This is a genomic window from Arthrobacter methylotrophus (assembly GCF_039539965.1).
Taxonomy (GTDB): Bacteria; Actinomycetota; Actinomycetes; order Actinomycetales; family Micrococcaceae; genus Arthrobacter; species Arthrobacter methylotrophus.
In genome coordinates this window covers 592235-610123 of sequence record NZ_BAABED010000001.1, presented here as the reverse complement: position 1 = coordinate 610123, position 17889 = coordinate 592235, and the positions used below count along the sequence as shown (strand labels likewise).

The window sequence follows — 17889 nt, the reverse complement described above, 5'->3', positions numbered from 1 at the left end:
AAGCCTAGCGGGGATTGCCTGCTGCCACGGACTCCGGAGCGCGCTTCCGCGAGACAGGTGCCAGGAAAAAGCTCGCGAGGAGCAGGATCAGGACGGCGAGCAAGGAGTGGAGGATGCCGAAGCGCTCCGCCAACAAACCCAACAGGGGCGGTCCGCAAAGGAAAGCCCCGTACCCGATTGTGGCGACCACCGAAACCCGGGCCGCAGCATGCGCGGGGTCGTCCGCAGCGGCGGACATGCCCACCGGGAAACCCAACGAGGCACCAAGCCCCCAAATCGCGAGGGCAACAAAGGCCAGCCAGGGCACAGGCGCGAAGACAAAGAGTGCCAGGCCGACCACAGCCGTAGCGGAACACCAACGCATCACGGGAACACGGCCGAAGCGGTCCAGAACCACGGTCCCGGCAAAACGGCCCACCGTCATGAACGTCACGAAGATTCCATACCCCACAGCTCCGGCGGCATCGGATTGACCGTGGCCGTCGGCCAACGCCAAGGCCACCCAGTCCCCCGCTGCGCCTTCTGCCAGGGCCAGCCCCAAGACCAGCAGCCCGAGCATGAGGGTACGGCGTTCGCGCCATGCCCGGGCAACCATGCGCTTGCTGTCCAGCGGTTCAGCCGGTGTCAGTTCACCTGGCTCGATAATAGGCAAAGGGCCGGTTGAAGGACCGTCGAAGGTGTCCGTCTTTGCGGGTTTGAGAGTCTTTGCTGGTGCTACTGGCGTTGAGTCCGCGCGGAACCAAGCTGCCGCAGTCACCACCGAACCCGCGACCACGATGCCGGCCGCGGCGAAATGCCAGAAAACCGGCAGTCCCGCGGAAGCTGCCCAAGCACCGAGTCCTGCGCCCGCAACGGTGCCAAGGCTGAAGGATCCGTGGAGGCGGGGCATGATGTGCCGCTCGAGGGCGCGTTCCAGCGATGCTCCCTCGACATTGGACGCTGTGTTCCAGCTGGCCGTGCCAAGGCCGATCACCATGAATCCGATTGCCACGACCACTGGATTTGCTAGCACGGACGTGCCAAAACCTGCAACGGCCAGGCCGAGGCCCACCATGGCACCGCCGATCCGCGTGGTCAGGCGTGATCCCAGCCGGATGACGATCACCCCGGATGCGGACACCGAGAGGAACGAGGCAACGGTCATGCACATCAGTAGGAGGCCAACCGTGCCGGGCGTCAGGTTCAGCTCGCTGCGGATCGCGGGCAACCGCGACACCCAGGAAGCGAAGGCCAGGCCGCTGGCGCCGTAAGCGGTCACCACAGCATTGCGCCACCGCGACAGGTCCGCCGCGGTGGCGCGAGGTGCTGGCTGTTGCCGCCGGTTCAAGCCAGCTTCACAACGGCTTGGGACTTCATGAGGACCTTCTGGCCGGCACAGGTGACGGTCAGGTCGATACGCGCGGTGCGTGCTTCGGCGTCGAGCGCTCCCACCACGCCGGCAACCTCGATCACGGCACCAGGCTCGCCGGTACCGGTGGTGTCGGCAACCAGCACCGGTTTGGTGAAGCGCGTCTGGTAGTCGACGACGGCGGCAGGGTCGCCAGCCCAGTCACTCACCAGTTGCACGGCGGCGCCCATCGTGAACATACCGTGGGCGATCACTCCGGGAAGTTCGACGCCGGTGGCGAAGGCTTCGTTCCAGTGGATCGGGTTGAAGTCGCCCGATGCGCCCGCGTACCTGACAAGGTCCTGGCGGGTGACCTCGATGCTGCTGCTTCCGATTTCCTGCCCGACGGTGAGTTCTTCAAGTTTCAAGCTCATGGTTACTGTCCCTCTCCGCGGACCAGGATGGACGAGGTGGTGGTGGCGACCCTTTCGCGCTGGTTGTCCTGGCGGACCGCGAAGATTTCCGAACGCGTGGTGATCATGGCCCCGCCGCCCATGGCCCGGACGCCGTCGACATGCAGTTCGGCGCGCAGCTGGTCCCCGGCAACGATGGCGCGGTGGTGCGTGAAACGCTGCTCGGCGTGTACGACGCGGCTGAAATCAATCCCTGAATCGGGATCCTCAATCAGCCGGGCATCCGCCCTTTGGGCAACGATGATGGCGAAGGTGGGTGGGGCGACGAGATCGCCGTGGCCAAGGGCCTTGGCGGCATCGACGTCGAAATGGGCCGGGTGGGTTGCCTTCACGGCCCGGGCGAACTCCCGGATCTTTTCGCGGCCGACGTCGTACACCTCTGCGGCAGGGTAGCTGCGGCCCTGCAAGTCGGGGTTAATAGTCATGCTCCAACCCTATCGGCCTGCGGCCGGTCCTCTCATGCACGGAATGAGGGTGGAAGCCGGTGCGCTACGCCACTGTGGGTGGCCCGAACCACGTGGTGAGCGCATCTGCGAGGCCCCGCCGGGCCGGGTCGTCCACCCAGGCCACATATCCGTCGGGCCGGATTAACACGGCGGTAGGAACAGTGACCACCCCGAGCACGGGGAGCTCCCATGTCCCAGCGTATGTGGCGTCGATCAACTCAACCCGATCTGACCAGGGAGTGATGTCGATGCTACCGGGCTCGCCGAGGTTGAGCAGCACCGGCCGGGCATCGTGCAGGAGGGTGAAGACCCGCCGCGGACCGTCGGCGGTGACGACGTCGAGATCGGGCATGCGGCGCCCGAGCTGCGGGTGTCCTTCGCCGAGGTCGTAGTGGATGTCGAGGCCGGACATCATCGCGGCGAAATGCCTGCGCGGCTCCTCCATACTCAGGAGCTCGGCCATGAGCTCGCCCACGGCCTTCGTGCGTTCGTCCGGGCGGCGAAGCGCCACACTCGCCATGGTGTTGCGCAGCACGCGGGCAGCCACCGGATGACGCTCTGCATGGTAAGTGTCCAGGAGGCTTTCCGGCGATGTCCGCTTGACCACCTGGGCCAGCTTCCATCCCAGGTTCACCGCATCCTGCACGCCGATGTTGAGCCCCTGCCCTCCGTCCGGGGCGTGCACGTGCGCGGCGTCGCCGGCCAGGAGGACCCGCTTGTCCCAGTAGGCCGCCGCTTGCCGCGTCATATCGGTAAACCTGGAAATCCAGGTGTGGTTATGGACCCCGTAATCGGTCCCGCACACCGCGATGAGCGCTTCACTCAGATCGCGCAGGGTCGGATCGCGCAGGGTCGGATCGCTCGGGGGGCCGATATGCTCTTCGGTCACCATGACCCCCACCGGCCCATGATCCTTGTAGACCACCTGGCCGTCGCGGATCTCGTACTCCAACCTGCCGAAGGAATGGATGCCAAACGCATCGCGGTGGATACCCAATGGCGGCTCCTCGGCCATCTCGACCTGGGCGATCAGGGCGCTGGTGGTCGGATCCCACCCCGGGAACTCGATTCCGGCCGCCTTGCGTATCAGGCTCCGGCCGCCGTCGCACCCCACGAGATACTGTGCCCGCAGCCGCTGGCCGGTTGCGAGTTCGACGTCGACGCCGGTCGCGTCCTGCACAAACCTCGTCACCTCGTGTCCATAGTGGATCGTTACCCCCAACTCGCGGACCCAGTCGGCAAGGATGCGCTCGATGTGGTTCTGCCACAGCCCAAGTCCGTAGTTGTGCCGGGTGGGAAAGTCGCTGATGTCCAAAGAGACCTTGGCGAATCCCGCGACCTGCGCGGTCTTTCCTTCCGCGAGGAATCGATCAGCGATTCCACGCTGGTCGAGGACCTCAATGGTGCGTGCGTGCAGACCGCCTGCGCGCGAACCGGCAAGGTCCTGGCTGGCACGCCGCTCGACGATGACGGCGTCAACCCCCGCCAGCGCCAGCTCAGCCGCAAGCATCAGTCCGGTGGGACCACCTCCGGCGATCACCACCTCCGGAGTCAAGGCACTACTTCTTCAAGCTCTTGCGGACCTGCTGTCCACGGACCACCCTAGCCACGACATGCAGGACGAGCCCGAGGCCGATGACGAACAGCGACGTCACCGCGAGACCTTGGTTATGTGAGGTATTGCCGATGATCGTGAGGATGATCCCGACGGCGATAAGCCCCATCGCGCCGAAAACCAGCGTCTTGTAGGTGGCGGAGGCAGTAGCCCAGAATTCGTTCAGCACCACCCAAGTTTAGGGCACTCGTCAGCCCAACGAGTCCTCCGGGGCAGGAATTGACCGCATACGTGCGCGAGCGTCGGGTCAGGACCCAACATACGTGCGCGAGCGTCGGTGGAGGAGAGCGCCGTCGATCCGCCCTCGACTCCAATGGACGCGCGCTCACCTTTAGGGCCCATTCCCCGGGACGCTCCATCACTTATACGCGTCTGGGACGGATCCCTCCCGCACAAGTTGTGCAGGAGGGATCCGGGAATTGCCACCATAAGTGAGCGAGCGTCCTGAAAAGCCGGACATAAGTGAGCGCCGGTGGCTGGACCTACAGGGAGGGCTGGACCCCGAACGCCACTGCGAGTTTCATGATCTTTTCGGCACGGCCAAGGCGGGGCAGGTCGGAACCATCGCGAATGACCCTGCCGTTGGCTTCGAAGTCGTTCATGAAGTCGGTGGCCCAAGCGACGTCGGAGGGGGTGGGGCTGATGACTTCGTTGATGACCGTGGTCTGGTCGATGGCCAGGCAGAGCTTGCCGGTCATGCCCATGGTCACCGTGATGCCGGTCTGCTCGCGCAGGATCGGGTGGTTGGTGCCGACGGTAGGGCCGTCGATGGGACCCGGCAGGTTACCCACGCGGCTGGCGACAACAAGCTTGGCACGCGGGTAGGCCATCGCTTCCGGCGTCGCAGCCATGCCGGTGTCCCGGCGGAAGTCGCCCGAACCGAAAGCTAGGCGAAAGGCGCCCTGGGCACGGGCGATGTGGTTGGCTTCCTCGATGCCCAGCGCAGATTCAACCAGCGGAATCACGGGAATCTTGCCGTCCATGCGGTGGAAGGATTCCGTCACCTGATCCGCGGATTCCGTCTTGGCCAGCATGACGCCCAACAGGCCGGGCGTGCCACGGAGTCCGGCGAGGTCGTCAGCCCAAAAGGGGCTCGTCGCATCGTTGATGCGGACCCAGGCCTGGCCGCCCGCGGTGAGCCAGTCAATGACGTTGTTCCGTGCCTGGTCCTTCTGGGACGGGTCAACGGCGTCCTCGATATCAAGGATGATGGCGTCCGCGCGAGATGAGGCCGACTGGTCAAAAAGCTCCGTCTTCATGGCGTTCACGAGGAGCCAGGAGCGGGCAATATCTGCGGGAATGCTGCGGGTGGACCGAATGGACTCGGCCGCGGTGCTAGACGTCATGTACCTACCGTATCCGGCCATCCGCCAGGAACGCTAAGAATCGGGCGAAGGTGTGAGCATCAATACGAACAAAACGATTGTGACAGGCCGCCCGGCCCCAACTAGCTCGCAGTAGATGCCGTTATGAGCCCCTAGAACGACAACAACTGCGAGCTAGTTGGGTTTGGCGCGCTTTGGATGGTCTACATCTCAACCCGGCGACGCTGGGCGAATTGTGTCCTTGGGTTGCCCGGAGTTGCCGAGGATTTCGCTGGATTTCCCCCGGTTTCGCGCCGTTTCCGAGCATTACCGCCGAGCTTCCAACTCTCCTAGATGTGCGCTTACATCGTTCCCACCGGTAATTCGCTCTACCCAGACCAAGGCCCGCCCAACTACATCCGTCCCAAGAAAGTAGCTCCCATGAAACTGCACCAGCCCCTTCTAGGCGTCGCGGCCGCCGTCGTCCTTGCCCTGACGGTGACCGGCTGCGGCGGCAATGCCCAAGCGGGAGACCAATCCGGAGGCCAAACAGCCGGTCAAACGGAAGTCAGAGAACTCCGTTACCAGGGTTCGGCAAACAGCGTCGGCCTCCCCGAGCTGGCCGCAGACCTCGGTTATTTGGGGGACATCAAGCTCAACTGGGTAGGCAACACCACCAGCGGCCCACAGGACATCCAGTCAGCGGCCACCAACCAGACCGACTTCGGCGGTGCGTTTGCGGGAGCCGTGGTAAAGCTGATCGAGGCAGGAGCTCCGGTGACCGCCGTCGTGAACTACTACGGCGAAGACGCGAAGACCTTCAACGGTTTCTACGTCAAGGCAGACAGCCCCATCAAATCCGCCCGGGACCTCATCGGGAAGAAGATCGCTGTCAACACCCTGGGCGCCCACTACGAAGCCGTCATCAACACGTATCTCAGCCAGAACGGCCTCGGCCAAGACGAAATCAAACAGGTACAACTCGTGCCGCTGGCGCCCAACGACACCGAGGAAGCGATCCGCCGCGGTCAAGTGGATGTTGGAACCCTGGGCGGTGTCCTGCAGGACCACGCCATTGCCGCCGGCGGGCTGCGTTCGCTCTTCAACGACTACGAACTCTTCGGCACCTTCGCCGGCGGACAGTACGTGCTCCGCAATGACTTCATCGAAAAGAACCCCAACACCGCGCGGATCTTCACCACAGGGGTGGCCAAGGCCATCAAGTGGGAGACCGAAACGCCGCGCGACGAAGTGATTGCCCGCTTCAAGAAAATTATCGACGCCCGCGGACGCAATGAGAGCACCGCGAATCTGCAGTACTGGAAGAGCCCCGGTGTTCCGGACAACGGCGTCATCAAAGACGAGGATTTCACCCGCTGGGCCGGATGGCTCAAGAGCTCGGGGATCGTCAAGAACGATCTGACGGCGTCGAAGTACTACACCAACAAGTTCAACGAGCTAGCAACGAGCGCAACCGCGAGCACAGCGAAGAAGGGATAGCCATGACCGCCAAGATCAGCCTCCGCAACGTCACCAAGCAATTCACGGTCCGCGCCGGCAAGGCCTCCACAGGCTCCAAGGCCTCCACGGCTGGGGCAGCCGGCAAGGTCGGCGCGAAAGAGCCCGCCACACTGACCGCCATCGACTCCCTGAGCCTCGACGTGCGCGACGGCGAATTCCTCACCCTGGTGGGGCCAAGCGGTTCCGGCAAGACCACTTTGTTGGACCTCCTGGCCGGCCTGTCCACGCCCACCTCCGGCGAGGTATTGGTGGATGGGCGGCCGGTAACGGGGCCCGGCAAGGACCGCGCAGTGGTCTTCCAGCAGTACGCACTATTCCCTTGGCGCACGGCGTCGGCCAATGTGTCGATCGGGCTCGAAGGCAAGGGCTCAGATGGGCGCAAGCTCAATCGCCGGGAACGTGCGGGCAAGGCGAGCGAATACCTGAAGCTCGTGGGTTTGGCCGGCTTTGAAGACCGCTACCCGCATGAACTCTCGGGCGGCATGAAACAGCGCGTGGCCATAGCCAGAAGTCTCGCGTATGAGCCCGATGTCCTGCTCATGGATGAGCCCTTCGCCGCTTTGGACGCCCAGACCCGTGAACAGCTCCAGGACGAACTCCTCCGGATCTGGCGGGCCACGGGCAAGACGATCGTCTTCATCACCCATGGCATCGACGAAGCCGTATACCTGGGCCAACGCGTCGCCGTCTTGAGCGCCCGGCCCGGACGCCTCAAGGAAATCGTGGACGTGGTCATCCCGGACCGCAACGGCGGCGAAGACATCCGTTCACATCCGGCCTTCGTCGAACAACGGCATCAGGTCTGGACCCTGTTGCACGACGAGGTCCGCGTAGCCCAGGACGCCGGTCACCGCAAGATCCTGCCGGACGGCACCGCCCCGGACGAAGTCCCGGGAACAACTCTCGAAAGGAGCGCAGCCTGATGACCACAACACTGACGAAACAGCCCACGGCGAGCGCCGCACCCCAGCCGGTTTCCGCCGTCGGGCACTCCGATTCGGTGGGGGCGGGGCGTCGGAGAAGGACGGCGGTGCTCGCCTTCTTGCGGACCGCAGCCGCCTACGCCGGTTCCGGTCTGTGGAAGGCCGCAGGGATTCTCGCGTTCCTGGCTCTCTGGGAACTCGGGCCGACGTACCTCGCAAGCCCCTCGACCCGGGTATTCCTGCCGCCCTTGCACGAGGTTCTGGCTGCGTGGGGCAAACTGTTCGAATCGGGAACCATTCAGGGGCATCTGGTCGCGAGCCTCACCCGATCAGTGTTTGGATTCGGTGCTGCCGTGGTGGCTGGCGTGTCGCTCGGTTTGCTGATCGCCTGGTACGGACGCCTCAACTCCGTCCTGAGTCCGCTGCTGGAATTGTTCCGTAACACTGCCGCGCTCGCCCTCCTGCCTGTGTTTACCCTGCTGCTCGGGATTGGTGAGGAGTCCAAGATCAGCATCGTGGCCTACGCGGCGTTCTTTCCCGTATTGCTGAACACGATCGCGGGTGTGAAGACCGTGGACCCGCTGCTCATCCGGGCCGCGAAGTCGCTCGGCCTCTCGAGCCTCGCGCTGTTCCGGAAGGTGATCCTGCCCTCCGCGGTACCCACAATTTTTACGGGTATCCGCATGGCAGGCACGGCCTCCATTTTGGTGTTGATTGCTGCCGAGATGGTGGGGGCAAAGGCCGGGCTCGGCTACCTCATCGTGAATGCCCAGAGCAGTTTCCTCATCCCCGACATGTACGCCGGCATTCTCACGGTATCCCTTTTGGGCTTGGCCGTGAATTTCCTCCTCGTAGCCCTGGAACGGCATTTCTCCCGCTGGCGAACCGCCGTCGGATCCGGGGCCTGACCGTCAATACATCGATCTGGACCCAACCGAGTCACAACAGAAAAGGAACAAATAATGTCCGTCATTACCGAAACAAAGTTGGAATTCGCCAAGCTCGGATCCCGCATCGGCGCCGAAATCCGGGGCTTCGACCTCAGCGGCGATCTGTCCGATGAAACCGTGGCCCACATCCGGGCCGCGCTCAACGAACACAAGGCCCTCGTTTTCCGGGAGGCCAACATTCTCAGCGACGAGACCCAGGTGAAATTCGCCAGCCATTTCGGGCCACTCACCACGGCACACCCGACGGTGGCTTCCGTGAAGGGCGAAGAGAACGTATTGCCCGTAGACAGCGAGAACGGCTCCGCAAACAATTGGCACACCGACGTCACGTTCGTGGTCAACCCGCCCCAGGCTTCCACTCTTCGCAGCATCGATCTCCCGTCCTATGGTGGCGAGACGCTGATTGCTTCCTCGGCCGGGGCATACGCGGATTTGCCGGAGGAGCTCCGCAATTTCGCAGACACCCTCTGGGCGATCCACACGAACGACTACGACTACTCGGTGCCGAAGAACCTGGAACACGAGAATGCCGACGAGCGCCGCAAGGAATTCACCCGCATCAAGTTCGAAACCGCCCACCCCGTGGTGCGTGTCCATCCCTTGACCGGCGAGCGCGGATTGTTCATTGGGGGCTTCGCGCAGCGCCTTCGGATCGTGGGGCTGTCCAACACGGAGTCGAAGGACATCATCCGTTTGCTGCAGGCCTACGTGACGCGTCAGGAAAACGTGGTGCGCGTGAACTGGGAGCCGAACCAGTTGGTGCTCTTCGACAACCGCATCACCCAGCACTACGCGCCGGACAACTATGACGGCCAGCCGCGCAAGCTCAACCGCGTGACCATTGCCGGCGACATCCCGGTGGGCGTCGACGGCAAGGCCAGCCAGTCGATCCAAGGTGACTCCTCCGCCTATTCAGTCGTCGCGCCGCTCAGCTAGGCCGTCGCAGCCCAACTAACTCGCATTTGTAGTCGTTTTCGAGCGTCAGAACGACAACAACTGCGAGTCAGTTGGGCTTAACCCGCGTTAGGGGAGCCTGCTGCCCCGCGCTGCCACCCACAGGCCGTACCACTCAGCGCGCGTCATGGCCGTGGCAACAGCAGCGGCATCGGCATCGGCACAGGCGACGATCCGCCCAGGATTGGAGCTGCCGAGCACCGGGGAAATGCGTGCCGGATGCTTCATGAGCCACCCCAACAACACGGACTCGGGAGTGGCGCCCTTCTCCCCCGCCAATTGCGCCACCAGTGCGGTAGTCGCGCTATCAGCGGCAGTCGGGGCATCCGACGTCGAGCCCGTGTACCTGCCCTGGGCGAGGGAACCGTAAGCCTGTAGCTCGATCCCCCGGCTGACGCAGTGTTCCAGAGTGCCGTGCGGGAAGCTGTAGCCGCGGGAGTCATCGTGGTTGACCAAGACGGTGCTCTCCAGCCAGGCCCGACGGTGAAGGCTCATCTCCAACTGATTGGCCACGATCGACACCTCCAGTTGGTCCTGCAGGAAAGCGATTTGCGCACCGGACATGTTGGACACGCCCAATTGCCGCACTTTGCCTTCCGCCATGAGCTGCCCGACGGCGGACGCCACCTCCGCGGGTTCCATGAGGGGGTCCGGGCGGTGCAGGAGCAACACGTCCACATAGTCGGTCTTGAGCCGTTCCAGGCTTCCGTTGACCCGTTTCAGGATGGCGTCCTTGCTCAGGTCGTAGTGGCCTTCGACTCCGGGCTGGCTGAGCCGGATTCCGCATTTGGTCTGGAGCTGGATTCTTTCGCGCAGCCCGGCCGTCCGGGACATGACCTCGCCGAAGACGGCCTCGGACTTGCCGTTGCGGTAGATGTCGGCGTGGTCGAACAAGGAGATTCCGATCCCCATGGCAGCGTCGATCGCGGCCGCGGCCTGCTCGATTTCGGCAGCCCCGTATTCGCTGCCCTCCCAGGGACCACCAAGTCCCATGCAGCCATAGATGAGCCGATTGTTCGCGGGTTGACGCTTTTCTGTCATTTTTCAACTCTTTCACATGCAACTGACCCGCAGTTGTTGTCGTTTACAGCCTTCAAAACGACAACAACTGCGAGTCAGTTGGGGGTGGGGCCACGGTCGCCGGGTTCCCTCACAAGCTTGCGAGCGGAGAGAACGACTGGGGACTAGACGAGCCAGGCGGTGGTGTTCGCCGGGAGCTTGCCGCCGTCGAGCGGTGCGCTGCTCACGACGACGGTGCCCTCCGGAAGAGCCACCGGCTCGCTGCCGAAGTTCGTCACCGACTGCCAGCCGTTGGGCCGGGCGAAGTGCAGCACGGACTCGTTGCTGGAGGGGATCCATTCAAGGTCCTCGGCCGCCCGCAGTTCCGAGCGCAGTTCCAGGGCCTTGCGGTACAGCTCCAGCGTGGAGCCTGGGACGTTGTCCTGCGCATCCACTGCATAACCGGCGAACCACTCAGGCTGCGGCAAGTGGGCATGTCCCTCACCGAAGCCGAACGAGGTACCTTCGCTTGTCCACGGCAGCGGGACTCGGCAGCCGTCGCGGCCGACGTCGACACCCGGGTTGCGGAAGAACGCCGGGTCCTGGCGCTGGCCGTCCGCGATGTCGCCCACTTCCTGCAAGCCGAGTTCTTCGCCCTGGTACAGGTACGCGGAACCTGGCAGGGCGAACATCAGCAGCGATGCGGCGCGGGCCCTGCGCAAGCCGAGCTCGGCGTCGACGTCGGAGGCCAAACCGCCGTCGAGCAGCCATGCCTTGCCGTCCTGGCCGGCGCCGTCGAGGCCGCCGATCTGGGGCAAGCCGTAGCGCGTAGCGTGGCGGACCACATCGTGGTTGGAGAAGACCCACGTGGACGAGGCACCGGATGCTGCAGCCTCGGCCAGGTTCTTGGTGATGATGCTGCGGAACTGGGCGGCGTCGAAATCGGCCTTGAGGAGGTCGAAGTTGAAGGCCTGGCCGAGTCCGTCCGGGCTGGCGTAGCGGGCGCGGCGGTCCGCGTGGACCCAGGCTTCGGCGACGGCGGTCCGGGGCGGGTTGTACTCGTTGAAGAGCTTGCGCCACTCGGCATAGATCTCGTGCACTTCGTCGCGGTCCCAGAAGGGGTGGGCGCCAAGGGCGTTGTCACCTTCCTTGGGCAGTTCGCTCTTCGAGGGGAGCACCTCCGGGAGGTCCTTCGTCAGCGCATGGGCAACATCAATGCGGAATCCATCCACGCCACGATCGGACCAGAAGCGCAAGGTCTTCAGGAAGTCCTCGCGAACCTCCGGGTTGTCCCAGTTGAAGTCCGGCTGCTCCTTCGTGAAGATGTGCATGTACCACTGTCCCGGTTTCTGTTCTGGACCGGGTTCAGTGATGCGTTCCCAAGCCGGGCCGCCGAAGACCGAGTCCCAGTCCGCCGGGGGCAGTTCGCCGTTCTCGCCCCGGCCGTCACGGAAGATGTAGCGTTCACGGGCTGCCGAGCCCTTCGGGGAAGCCAGCGCTTCCTTGAACCATGCGTGCCGGTCCGAGGAGTGGTTCGGAACGATGTCCGCAATCAGCTTGATTCCTGCAGCGTGCAGGGCAGCCGCCATCTCATCGAAGTCCGCCAGCGTGCCCAGCTTCGGGTCCACGTTGCGGTAGTCGTCGACGTCGTAGCCGCCGTCCGCGAGCGCGGACGGGTAGAAGGGGCTCAGCCAGACGGCGTCGATGCCGAGGGACTTGAGGTACGGGACCTTGGCGGTGATGCCCTTGATGTCGCCCAGTCCATCGCCGTTCGCGTCGTAGAAACTGCGAGGGTAGATCTGGTAGACGGCCGCTTGGCGCCACCAGTTGGGATCGGCCATGCGCTCGGAGCGCTCGGAGCGCTTTGGGTCGAAGTGAGTTGCCAAGGTGACGGTGGAGGACAAGGGGGTTCCTTTTCTGTGTCGACGCAACGGTGTATGTAGTGAATGGGGCTGTTTATTTAGAATCTAAATTTAGTACCTCAAGTATTATGTGACGCACACCTACAGGAGGTCAACAGGCATGCCTGACATCGCGACTGCCACTCCGCAGATGATGCGGCGGGTCAACGCGGCCACCGTACTCGGCGCCATCCGCTCCTCCAACGCAGTAACCGTCTCGGAGCTGATGGACGTCACCGGCCTGACCCGCGCCACCACCATTTCGGTGTGCGAAGACCTTATGGCCCGGGGCTGGATCCGCGAACTGGAGAAGGATTCCGATACCTACCAGAAAGGCCGCCCCGCGCGGCGCTTCGAACTCGACGAAAGTGCCGGCTGCGTCCTGGGGATCGACGTCGGCGTCCTCAAGACCACCGTGGTGGTGGCCGATCTGCGGGGCCGGACCGTGGGACGGGCCAGCGAGCCTTTTCGCGGCAGGGAGATCGAAGCGGAGGAACGGATCCGCGTGATCAGCGAGACGGCCCTGCTGGCGCTTGACGCTGCCGGCGTGGCGCCGGACAAGGTCCTTGCGGTGACGGTGGGGCTTGCCGCCCCCGTGGGCCGCGACGGAAACATTCTGGTCAGCCAGCCGTTCTGGAGCCTGTTCGACGTCGGGCTGAAGAAAGCCCTGCACGATCTGCACGGGTGGGCCGTTGTGCTGGAGAACGACGCCAACCTGGCCGCGCTCGGCGAGCGCTGGCGTGGCTCCGCCGTCGGGGTCGATGATCTGGTGGTTCTGCTGTCAGGCGAGCGTTTCGGCTCGGGCGTGATGGAATCCGGCAGACTGCTCCACGGGGCCGCGGGCGGTGCGGGCGAAATGGCCTACTTGGACATGGTGGAGGGAGTGGGTTCCCCCGATGGCCTCGCCGCGCTCGCCAGGTTGTGGGCGGCTGAAGCTTTGGCGGGAACGTCGAAGACTACCCTCCGGACGGCGGCCGCGCCGGGCCACGAGGTGACTGCAGAGCACGTCTTCGCCGCCGCTGCGCAGGGCGACAAAGTGGCGCTGGGAATCCTGGACCGGCTCTCGGACCGGCTGGCCCGAGTGGTTTCCACGGTGGCCATCCTGCTCAACCCGGAGCTCGTGGTGATCGGTGGCGCAGTGGCAGATTCGGCGTCGACCCTCCTGGAGACGACCGCGCGGAAGCTGGCAAACTACACCGCCACTCCCCCACGCTTGGCAGCGTCCCCCCTGGGCGACGCGATTGTGGGCATCGGCGCAGTGCGCCATGCGCTGGACCATGTTGAGAAGAACTCCCTGGACCTGGAACTACGGCGCGTGCAGTTGCCTGCCTCCAAGGACACCCGCTAGTCCGGCATCGCCATGGTGCGCAGGTCCAGCTGGCGCAGCACCCGATCGGCAACCTCGGGATCAGTGCCAGGCTCGCCCCGAGCAGCCACCACTTCCTGCCGTGCCGCATCGAGGGCGATGGTCTGGACCGCAATGGCCAGTTCCCTTCCGCGTTGGCGCTTCTCCGTTGCCGACTCGTTCTTCAACGTCCCGTCCAGCAGTTCGGCGTGGAGGCGGGTCATCTTTTCCTTGACGAGCGCCACTTTGTCAGCCGGCAGTTCCTTCATCAGATCGTGTTCCTTGAGGGCCGAGATGGCGGCAGCCTGCGCGCGCTTGGCCAGGAGGCGCGCGGCGTCCCTTTCGTGCGAGCCGTCCTCGGAGGCCTTGAGCACGCGCATGAGCCACGGAAGGGTCAGCCCCGGCAGCACCAAAGTGGCCAGCAACACCGCGCATGCGATAACCAGGGTCTCGTGCCGGGCCGGGAAGTCGCTGCCGTCGGCAATCGTCAACGGAAGGGCCAGTGCCAGTGCGAGGGTCGCGAGGCCGCGCATGCCGCACCACGTGAGGATCAAGACTTCCTTGGGCGACGTCGGCAGCAGGTTCTTCCGTTTGCGGGCCGCGATCGCCAAAAGGCCGAGCCACGCGAAGCGGACGACGAACACCAGCACGCACACCGCCGCGGCCGGACCAATCATGCCGAAAACGGCCGCACCTTCATCCCGGATCACAGTCCGGATTTCCAGCCCCACCAAACCGAAGGCCAGCCCCGTGGCAAGGAGCTCCACCACATCCCAGAAGGCGTTCCGGGTGACGCGCTCGGCAGCATCCTGGGACCGCGCGTGCCGCTGCGTCTCAAGCGCGGTGACGACGACGGCGATCACCCCCGAAGCGTGGAGTTCTTCCGCGAGGATGTATGCAGCGAAGGGAACCACCAAAGTGACGGCGCTCCGGGCCACCATGGAGGTGACCAGCTTGGTGATCAGCCTCGTCAACCAGCCCATCGCGATCCCGACAATAACGGCCAAGCCCGCGCCGATGATGAACTGGAGCACGACGCCGGCCCCCACCTTCGTTCCGGAGACCGTTGCTGCCACGGCTGCCTGGAAGATCACGATAGCTGCGGCGTCGTTGAACAACCCTTCACTTTGCAGCACAGTAATGAGCCTGCGCGGCATATGCACGCGGCCGGCGACCGAATCAACAGCCACCGGGTCCGGCGGAGCCACCATGGCACCCAGTGCGATTGCCGCAGGGATGCCGATACCCGGAATCATGAGCCACGCGGCGCCGGCGACGACCGCCGTCGAAACCACTACAAGGGCGACAGCCATGAGCAGCAAGGTCCGCCAACGGACCCGGAACACCGCCCAGGAACTTTTCTGTGCAGTCGCGAAGAGCAGCGGCGGGAGGAAGATCGGCAGGATCAGCTCGGGAGCAAGCTCAAAGTCCGGAAATCCCGGGATGAAGGTCAGCGCCGCCGCCAGAAGCAGCATCAACACTGGATACGGGAGCCGCAATCGATCCCCCAGGCCCACGGCCACGACCGTTGCAAGCAGCAATCCAACAATGAGTGCCAACTGGTCCATGTTCCTGATATCCCCAGACGTCGTCGTGGCAGCGCCCCCTCTTGCCGAGGGGCCGGTCATACCAACTTATCGCGGCCGGACGCCCTGCCGGCCCGGCGGAAGCAGCTAGGACCTTGTGAGTCAGCTAGGACGCGGTGAGAGCCTCCACCACTGCCACGTTCCCATCTCTGAACTCGATGGTGCGTCCTATGGTTTCGGGCAGTTCCAGGACGGCGGCAGCCACCAAGGCGACATTGGCCCGGGAGGTTGCGGTCCCGGTACCCGGATCCAAGGGATCCACCTCAATGAGCGCCGAGCCCGGATTGCCGGTCAGCGCTCCGGGTCCCAGAATCGTCCAGTCCAGATCGGTGCCACGCAGATACTCGTCCGCCGCGGCCTTGGCTTCCGCGTACGCGTAGAAGCTGTTGTCTTCGGGGACGCCGTGGCCGGGTCCGGCGCCGAGGTAGGACACCATGACATACCGAGCCACGCCCTGCTGCGCCGCGGCATCCATCGAGCGGATGGCGGCATCCCTATCCACCGCGTACGTCCGGTCCGGGTCACCTCCTCCGGCTCCGGCGGACCACACCACGGCGTCGTGGCCGTTGAGGGCTGAGGCGATCTCCGCCGTTGTCGATTGCTCGACGTCCAGAATGACCGGAGCGGCGCCCGTCGCCGCGACTTCCGGCGCGTGTTCCGGATTGCGGACGAACGACGTTACCTCGTGACCCTCATTGCTCAGAATGCGGGACAGCTGCAAGGCCACTTTGCCGTGGCCGCCGATGATTGCGATTCGACTCATGGATCCATTCTGTCGTAGAGGTCAAACATCGGCGCGGCCATGTTTATTCAAAGACGATGGATAAACTCCGAAATTAGCCTTTTTCGAACGCTTCAAATTCATGTCAATTCTCCCGGAATAACTAAGTCTGCTTACAATTCCAGTTGCCCCTGCTCTGCGGTAACTCCCCAGCACCGGCTGGACGGAAGAGCGGCCATAACCCGCGGCACTCACTTTACTGAAACGCCAATACGAGTGACTTTCCGCGCGTGCGAAGCAAAAGCGAGTGGCATCCACTCGTGTGTAGTTAATGACCAATTTCTAAACTCAAATCACCCTGCAGCAGGAATAGGAATACCCCTTTTATAAATCTCATTGATGGATTTATCCATCAATGAGCGGATTTGAGGGCTTCCTCTGTGCTGCGCAATTAAGCAAAAGGGTCTCAACAAGCGCCATCCCCTGCGCGTGCGTATCACTTCCCGGGCCAAACCAACCGGCTGGCCCAAGCAACGACGAAGCACGGGGATCTGAAATGCATCAGCAGGATTACATGCACAGCGGGATCGGCGGAGGCAGCGTCTCCGCACTGATATCCAACGGAGTAAGAACACTCACCAGATACAAGGCATCCATAGCCACGTGGGCAGTTGTGCTGGCGATCGCCCTGGCGGCCATCATGACGCAGAACTATGCACAGGTACTGGCGCCGGCAAGCACGAGCGCTGCAAGCATCCCGGCCGTCGGTCCAGGAACCGCGATTGCCGCCCCTTCACCGGCCGCAGACTCAACGCCGAGCGAAAGTCCCTCCCCGGCCCCTCCACCGGCGCCGGTACAGGCAAAGGCGTCGGCCGCCGTCGTGCCCTCAGCGCCTGAGGCGGCACCGGCAGCCGCTCCGGTGCCTGACACGAACGCCTACACGGTGGTCAGCGGCGACACCGTCGGCTCGATAGCGGCCCGTTTCGGAGTCGACGTGAACGCCATGCTGGCTGCCAACGGGCTCAGCGCATATTCCGTCATCTTGCCAGGCCAAGTATTGAAGCTGACAGGACCGCCGCTTGCCGTCCCGCCCCCGGTGGCCCCTGTGGCGCCAGCGGCTCCTGCTCCCGCCCCTGCTCCTGCTCCCGCCCCTGCTCCCACCCCGGCCCCGGTTCCGGCTCCGGCGGTTCGGACCATCTATGTTGCGGGTTCAGGCGGGCAGGCCGCGGTAAACAGTTGCATTGGCCCTATCCACTTCACCCCGACGGACGCCTACTCGCTGTTTATCACTGAACACGATTTCTGCGGCGGGTGGGCGCGGTTCTCGGGCATAGGCGTCGGCGAGACGGTGAGCATCCCCGGTTACGGAACGTACACCGTAACTGCCCGCGGCCAGGTGCCCCAAGGCGGCACCACCAACGACGTCGCAGCCGTATTCGGGGGATTCCCGCGGGCTGTACTGCAGACCTGCATCCCGGGCACCAACCAAATGCTCGTGATCGCACTCAATTAGGACCGGGCACGGGTTTCAAAGAAGGTCAGTGTTGCCGGGCCGATTCGGGGGCGGTGGGCCTCGTCCCGAAACGGGGGTAGAGCGCCAAGAAGCGCGATTCTGCTGGATCATTCCCCAGGTCAACGGTGCCCGCCGCGTGATTCCGGGACACCCGGACCTGGGGAAGCCGATGATCCAGCAGAATCGCGCGTTCCCCTTGCATCCGCCTTCTGGCAGGACCTTCACACAGGGTCTGGATGGGATGGCTTCAGTCTGGACGGACCCACCAGGGACCGGGCAAGAACAGAGTTGAGATGCTCCACGAGGTAGGT

At 64.1% G+C, this 17889-nt stretch carries 17 protein-coding genes; 6 read left to right on the top strand and 11 right to left on the bottom strand.

Going from position 1 to position 17889, the window contains the following annotated elements; translation table 11 throughout:
* Nucleotides 1-4 precede the first annotated feature (4 nt).
* From ABD884_RS03055 to ABD884_RS03030, 6 genes are all read right to left on the bottom strand, one after another.
* On the bottom strand, nt 5-1327 hold the full coding sequence (locus ABD884_RS03055; RefSeq protein WP_345035942.1) for an MFS transporter: 1323 nt from the start codon (nt 1325-1327) through the stop codon (nt 5-7).
* Nucleotides 1324-1761 (bottom strand): MaoC family dehydratase, encoded by a 438-nt coding sequence (locus ABD884_RS03050; RefSeq protein WP_345035935.1) that lies wholly within the window; start codon nt 1759-1761, stop codon nt 1324-1326. The genes ABD884_RS03055 and ABD884_RS03050 overlap by 4 nt, the downstream gene beginning before the upstream one ends.
* A 2-nt stretch (nt 1762-1763) precedes the next feature.
* Entirely contained in the window at nt 1764-2225 is a 462-nt protein-coding gene (locus ABD884_RS03045; RefSeq protein WP_345035933.1) for an FAS1-like dehydratase domain-containing protein, read from the bottom strand.
* Between the two features lie 64 nt (nt 2226-2289).
* Nucleotides 2290-3801 carry an FAD-dependent monooxygenase gene (locus ABD884_RS03040; protein WP_345035929.1) on the bottom strand — a complete coding sequence of 504 codons (1512 nt, stop codon included), beginning with the start codon at nt 3799-3801 and terminating at the stop codon, nt 2290-2292.
* 4 nt (nt 3802-3805) lie between these two features.
* Nucleotides 3806-4030 carry a DUF3188 domain-containing protein gene (locus ABD884_RS03035; RefSeq protein WP_345035926.1) on the bottom strand — a complete coding sequence of 75 codons (225 nt, stop codon included), beginning with the start codon at nt 4028-4030 and terminating at the stop codon, nt 3806-3808.
* 313 nt (nt 4031-4343) lie between these two features.
* A complete protein-coding gene (locus ABD884_RS03030; protein ID WP_345035923.1) occupies nt 4344-5207 on the bottom strand; it encodes an HpcH/HpaI aldolase/citrate lyase family protein in 864 nt (287 codons plus the stop codon).
* Nucleotides 5208-5519: 312 nt separating this feature from the next.
* Between ABD884_RS03030 and ABD884_RS03025 the strand changes: the two genes are divergently transcribed.
* Genes ABD884_RS03025 through ABD884_RS03010 form a run of 4 tightly spaced genes read left to right on the top strand, consistent with a single transcriptional unit; the run spans nt 5520 to nt 9495 of the window.
* A complete protein-coding gene (locus tag ABD884_RS03025; RefSeq protein WP_345035917.1) occupies nt 5520-6665 on the top strand; it encodes an ABC transporter substrate-binding protein in 1146 nt (381 codons plus the stop codon).
* A gap of 2 nt (nt 6666-6667) precedes the next feature.
* On the top strand, nt 6668-7609 hold the full coding sequence (locus ABD884_RS03020; RefSeq protein WP_345035911.1) for an ABC transporter ATP-binding protein: 942 nt from the start codon (nt 6668-6670) through the stop codon (nt 7607-7609).
* Nucleotides 7609-8517: an ABC transporter permease gene (locus tag ABD884_RS03015; RefSeq protein ID WP_345035905.1), complete on the top strand. Its 909-nt coding sequence runs from the start codon at nt 7609-7611 to the stop codon at nt 8515-8517. Before ABD884_RS03020 ends, ABD884_RS03015 begins: the two co-directional genes overlap by 1 nt.
* Nucleotides 8518-8571: 54 nt before the next feature.
* Entirely contained in the window at nt 8572-9495 is a 924-nt protein-coding gene (locus tag ABD884_RS03010) for a TauD/TfdA dioxygenase family protein (protein WP_345035900.1), read from the top strand.
* A gap of 87 nt (nt 9496-9582) precedes the next feature.
* Here the strand turns inward: ABD884_RS03010 and ABD884_RS03005 are convergent, their stop codons facing one another.
* The gene (locus tag ABD884_RS03005) at nt 9583-10554 is read right to left on the bottom strand and encodes an aldo/keto reductase (RefSeq protein ID WP_345035896.1); all 972 of its coding nucleotides are present in this window, start codon (nt 10552-10554) and stop codon (nt 9583-9585) included.
* Between the two features lie 143 nt (nt 10555-10697).
* Nucleotides 10698-12416: a glycoside hydrolase family 13 protein gene (locus ABD884_RS03000; RefSeq protein WP_345035890.1), complete on the bottom strand. Its 1719-nt coding sequence runs from the start codon at nt 12414-12416 to the stop codon at nt 10698-10700.
* Between the two features lie 118 nt (nt 12417-12534).
* On the opposite strand from ABD884_RS03000, the gene ABD884_RS02995 reads away from it, so the two are divergent.
* A complete protein-coding gene (locus tag ABD884_RS02995) occupies nt 12535-13761 on the top strand; it encodes an ROK family protein (protein ID WP_345035887.1) in 1227 nt (408 codons plus the stop codon).
* Here the strand turns inward: ABD884_RS02995 and ABD884_RS02990 are convergent.
* On the bottom strand, nt 13758-15326 hold the full coding sequence (locus ABD884_RS02990) for a Na+/H+ antiporter (RefSeq protein ID WP_345035880.1): 1569 nt from the start codon (nt 15324-15326) through the stop codon (nt 13758-13760). The genes ABD884_RS02995 and ABD884_RS02990 overlap by 4 nt on opposite strands.
* 124 nt (nt 15327-15450) lie before the next feature.
* On the bottom strand, nt 15451-16107 hold the full coding sequence (locus tag ABD884_RS02985) for an NAD(P)H-binding protein (protein ID WP_345035877.1): 657 nt from the start codon (nt 16105-16107) through the stop codon (nt 15451-15453).
* A gap of 514 nt (nt 16108-16621) precedes the next feature.
* On the opposite strand from ABD884_RS02985, the gene ABD884_RS02980 reads away from it, so the two are divergent.
* The gene (locus tag ABD884_RS02980; RefSeq protein ID WP_345035872.1) at nt 16622-17578 is read left to right on the top strand and encodes a LysM peptidoglycan-binding domain-containing protein; all 957 of its coding nucleotides are present in this window, start codon (nt 16622-16624) and stop codon (nt 17576-17578) included.
* A 25-nt stretch (nt 17579-17603) separates the two neighbouring features.
* Here the strand turns inward: ABD884_RS02980 and ABD884_RS02975 are convergent, their stop codons facing one another.
* Complete coding sequence (locus ABD884_RS02975; RefSeq protein WP_345035867.1) at nt 17604-17780, bottom strand: hypothetical protein; 177 nt, start codon at nt 17778-17780, stop codon at nt 17604-17606.
* Between the last annotated feature and the right edge of the window lie 109 nt (nt 17781-17889).

Coding starts and splice junctions, on each gene's coding strand:
- ABD884_RS03050 (WP_345035935.1), bottom strand. CDS start 1,761: ATGAGCTTGAAACTTGAAGAACTCACCGTCGGGCAGGAAATCGGAAGC.
- ABD884_RS03045 (WP_345035933.1), bottom strand. CDS start 2,225: ATGACTATTAACCCCGACTTGCAGGGCCGCAGCTACCCTGCCGCAGAG.
- ABD884_RS03030 (WP_345035923.1), bottom strand. CDS start 5,207: ATGACGTCTAGCACCGCGGCCGAGTCCATTCGGTCCACCCGCAGCATT.
- ABD884_RS03025 (WP_345035917.1), top strand. CDS start 5,520: ATGTGCGCTTACATCGTTCCCACCGGTAATTCGCTCTACCCAGACCAA.
- ABD884_RS03020 (WP_345035911.1), top strand. CDS start 6,668: ATGACCGCCAAGATCAGCCTCCGCAACGTCACCAAGCAATTCACGGTC.
- ABD884_RS03015 (WP_345035905.1), top strand. CDS start 7,609: ATGACCACAACACTGACGAAACAGCCCACGGCGAGCGCCGCACCCCAG.
- ABD884_RS03010 (WP_345035900.1), top strand. CDS start 8,572: ATGTCCGTCATTACCGAAACAAAGTTGGAATTCGCCAAGCTCGGATCC.
- ABD884_RS03005 (WP_345035896.1), bottom strand. CDS start 10,554: ATGACAGAAAAGCGTCAACCCGCGAACAATCGGCTCATCTATGGCTGC.
- ABD884_RS02995 (WP_345035887.1), top strand. CDS start 12,535: ATGCCTGACATCGCGACTGCCACTCCGCAGATGATGCGGCGGGTCAAC.
- ABD884_RS02990 (WP_345035880.1), bottom strand. CDS start 15,326: ATGGACCAGTTGGCACTCATTGTTGGATTGCTGCTTGCAACGGTCGTG.
- ABD884_RS02985 (WP_345035877.1), bottom strand. CDS start 16,107: ATGAGTCGAATCGCAATCATCGGCGGCCACGGCAAAGTGGCCTTGCAG.
- ABD884_RS02980 (WP_345035872.1), top strand. CDS start 16,622: ATGCATCAGCAGGATTACATGCACAGCGGGATCGGCGGAGGCAGCGTC.
- ABD884_RS02975 (WP_345035867.1), bottom strand. CDS start 17,780: ATGCAAGGGGAACGCGCGATTCTGCTGGATCATCGGCTTCCCCAGGTC.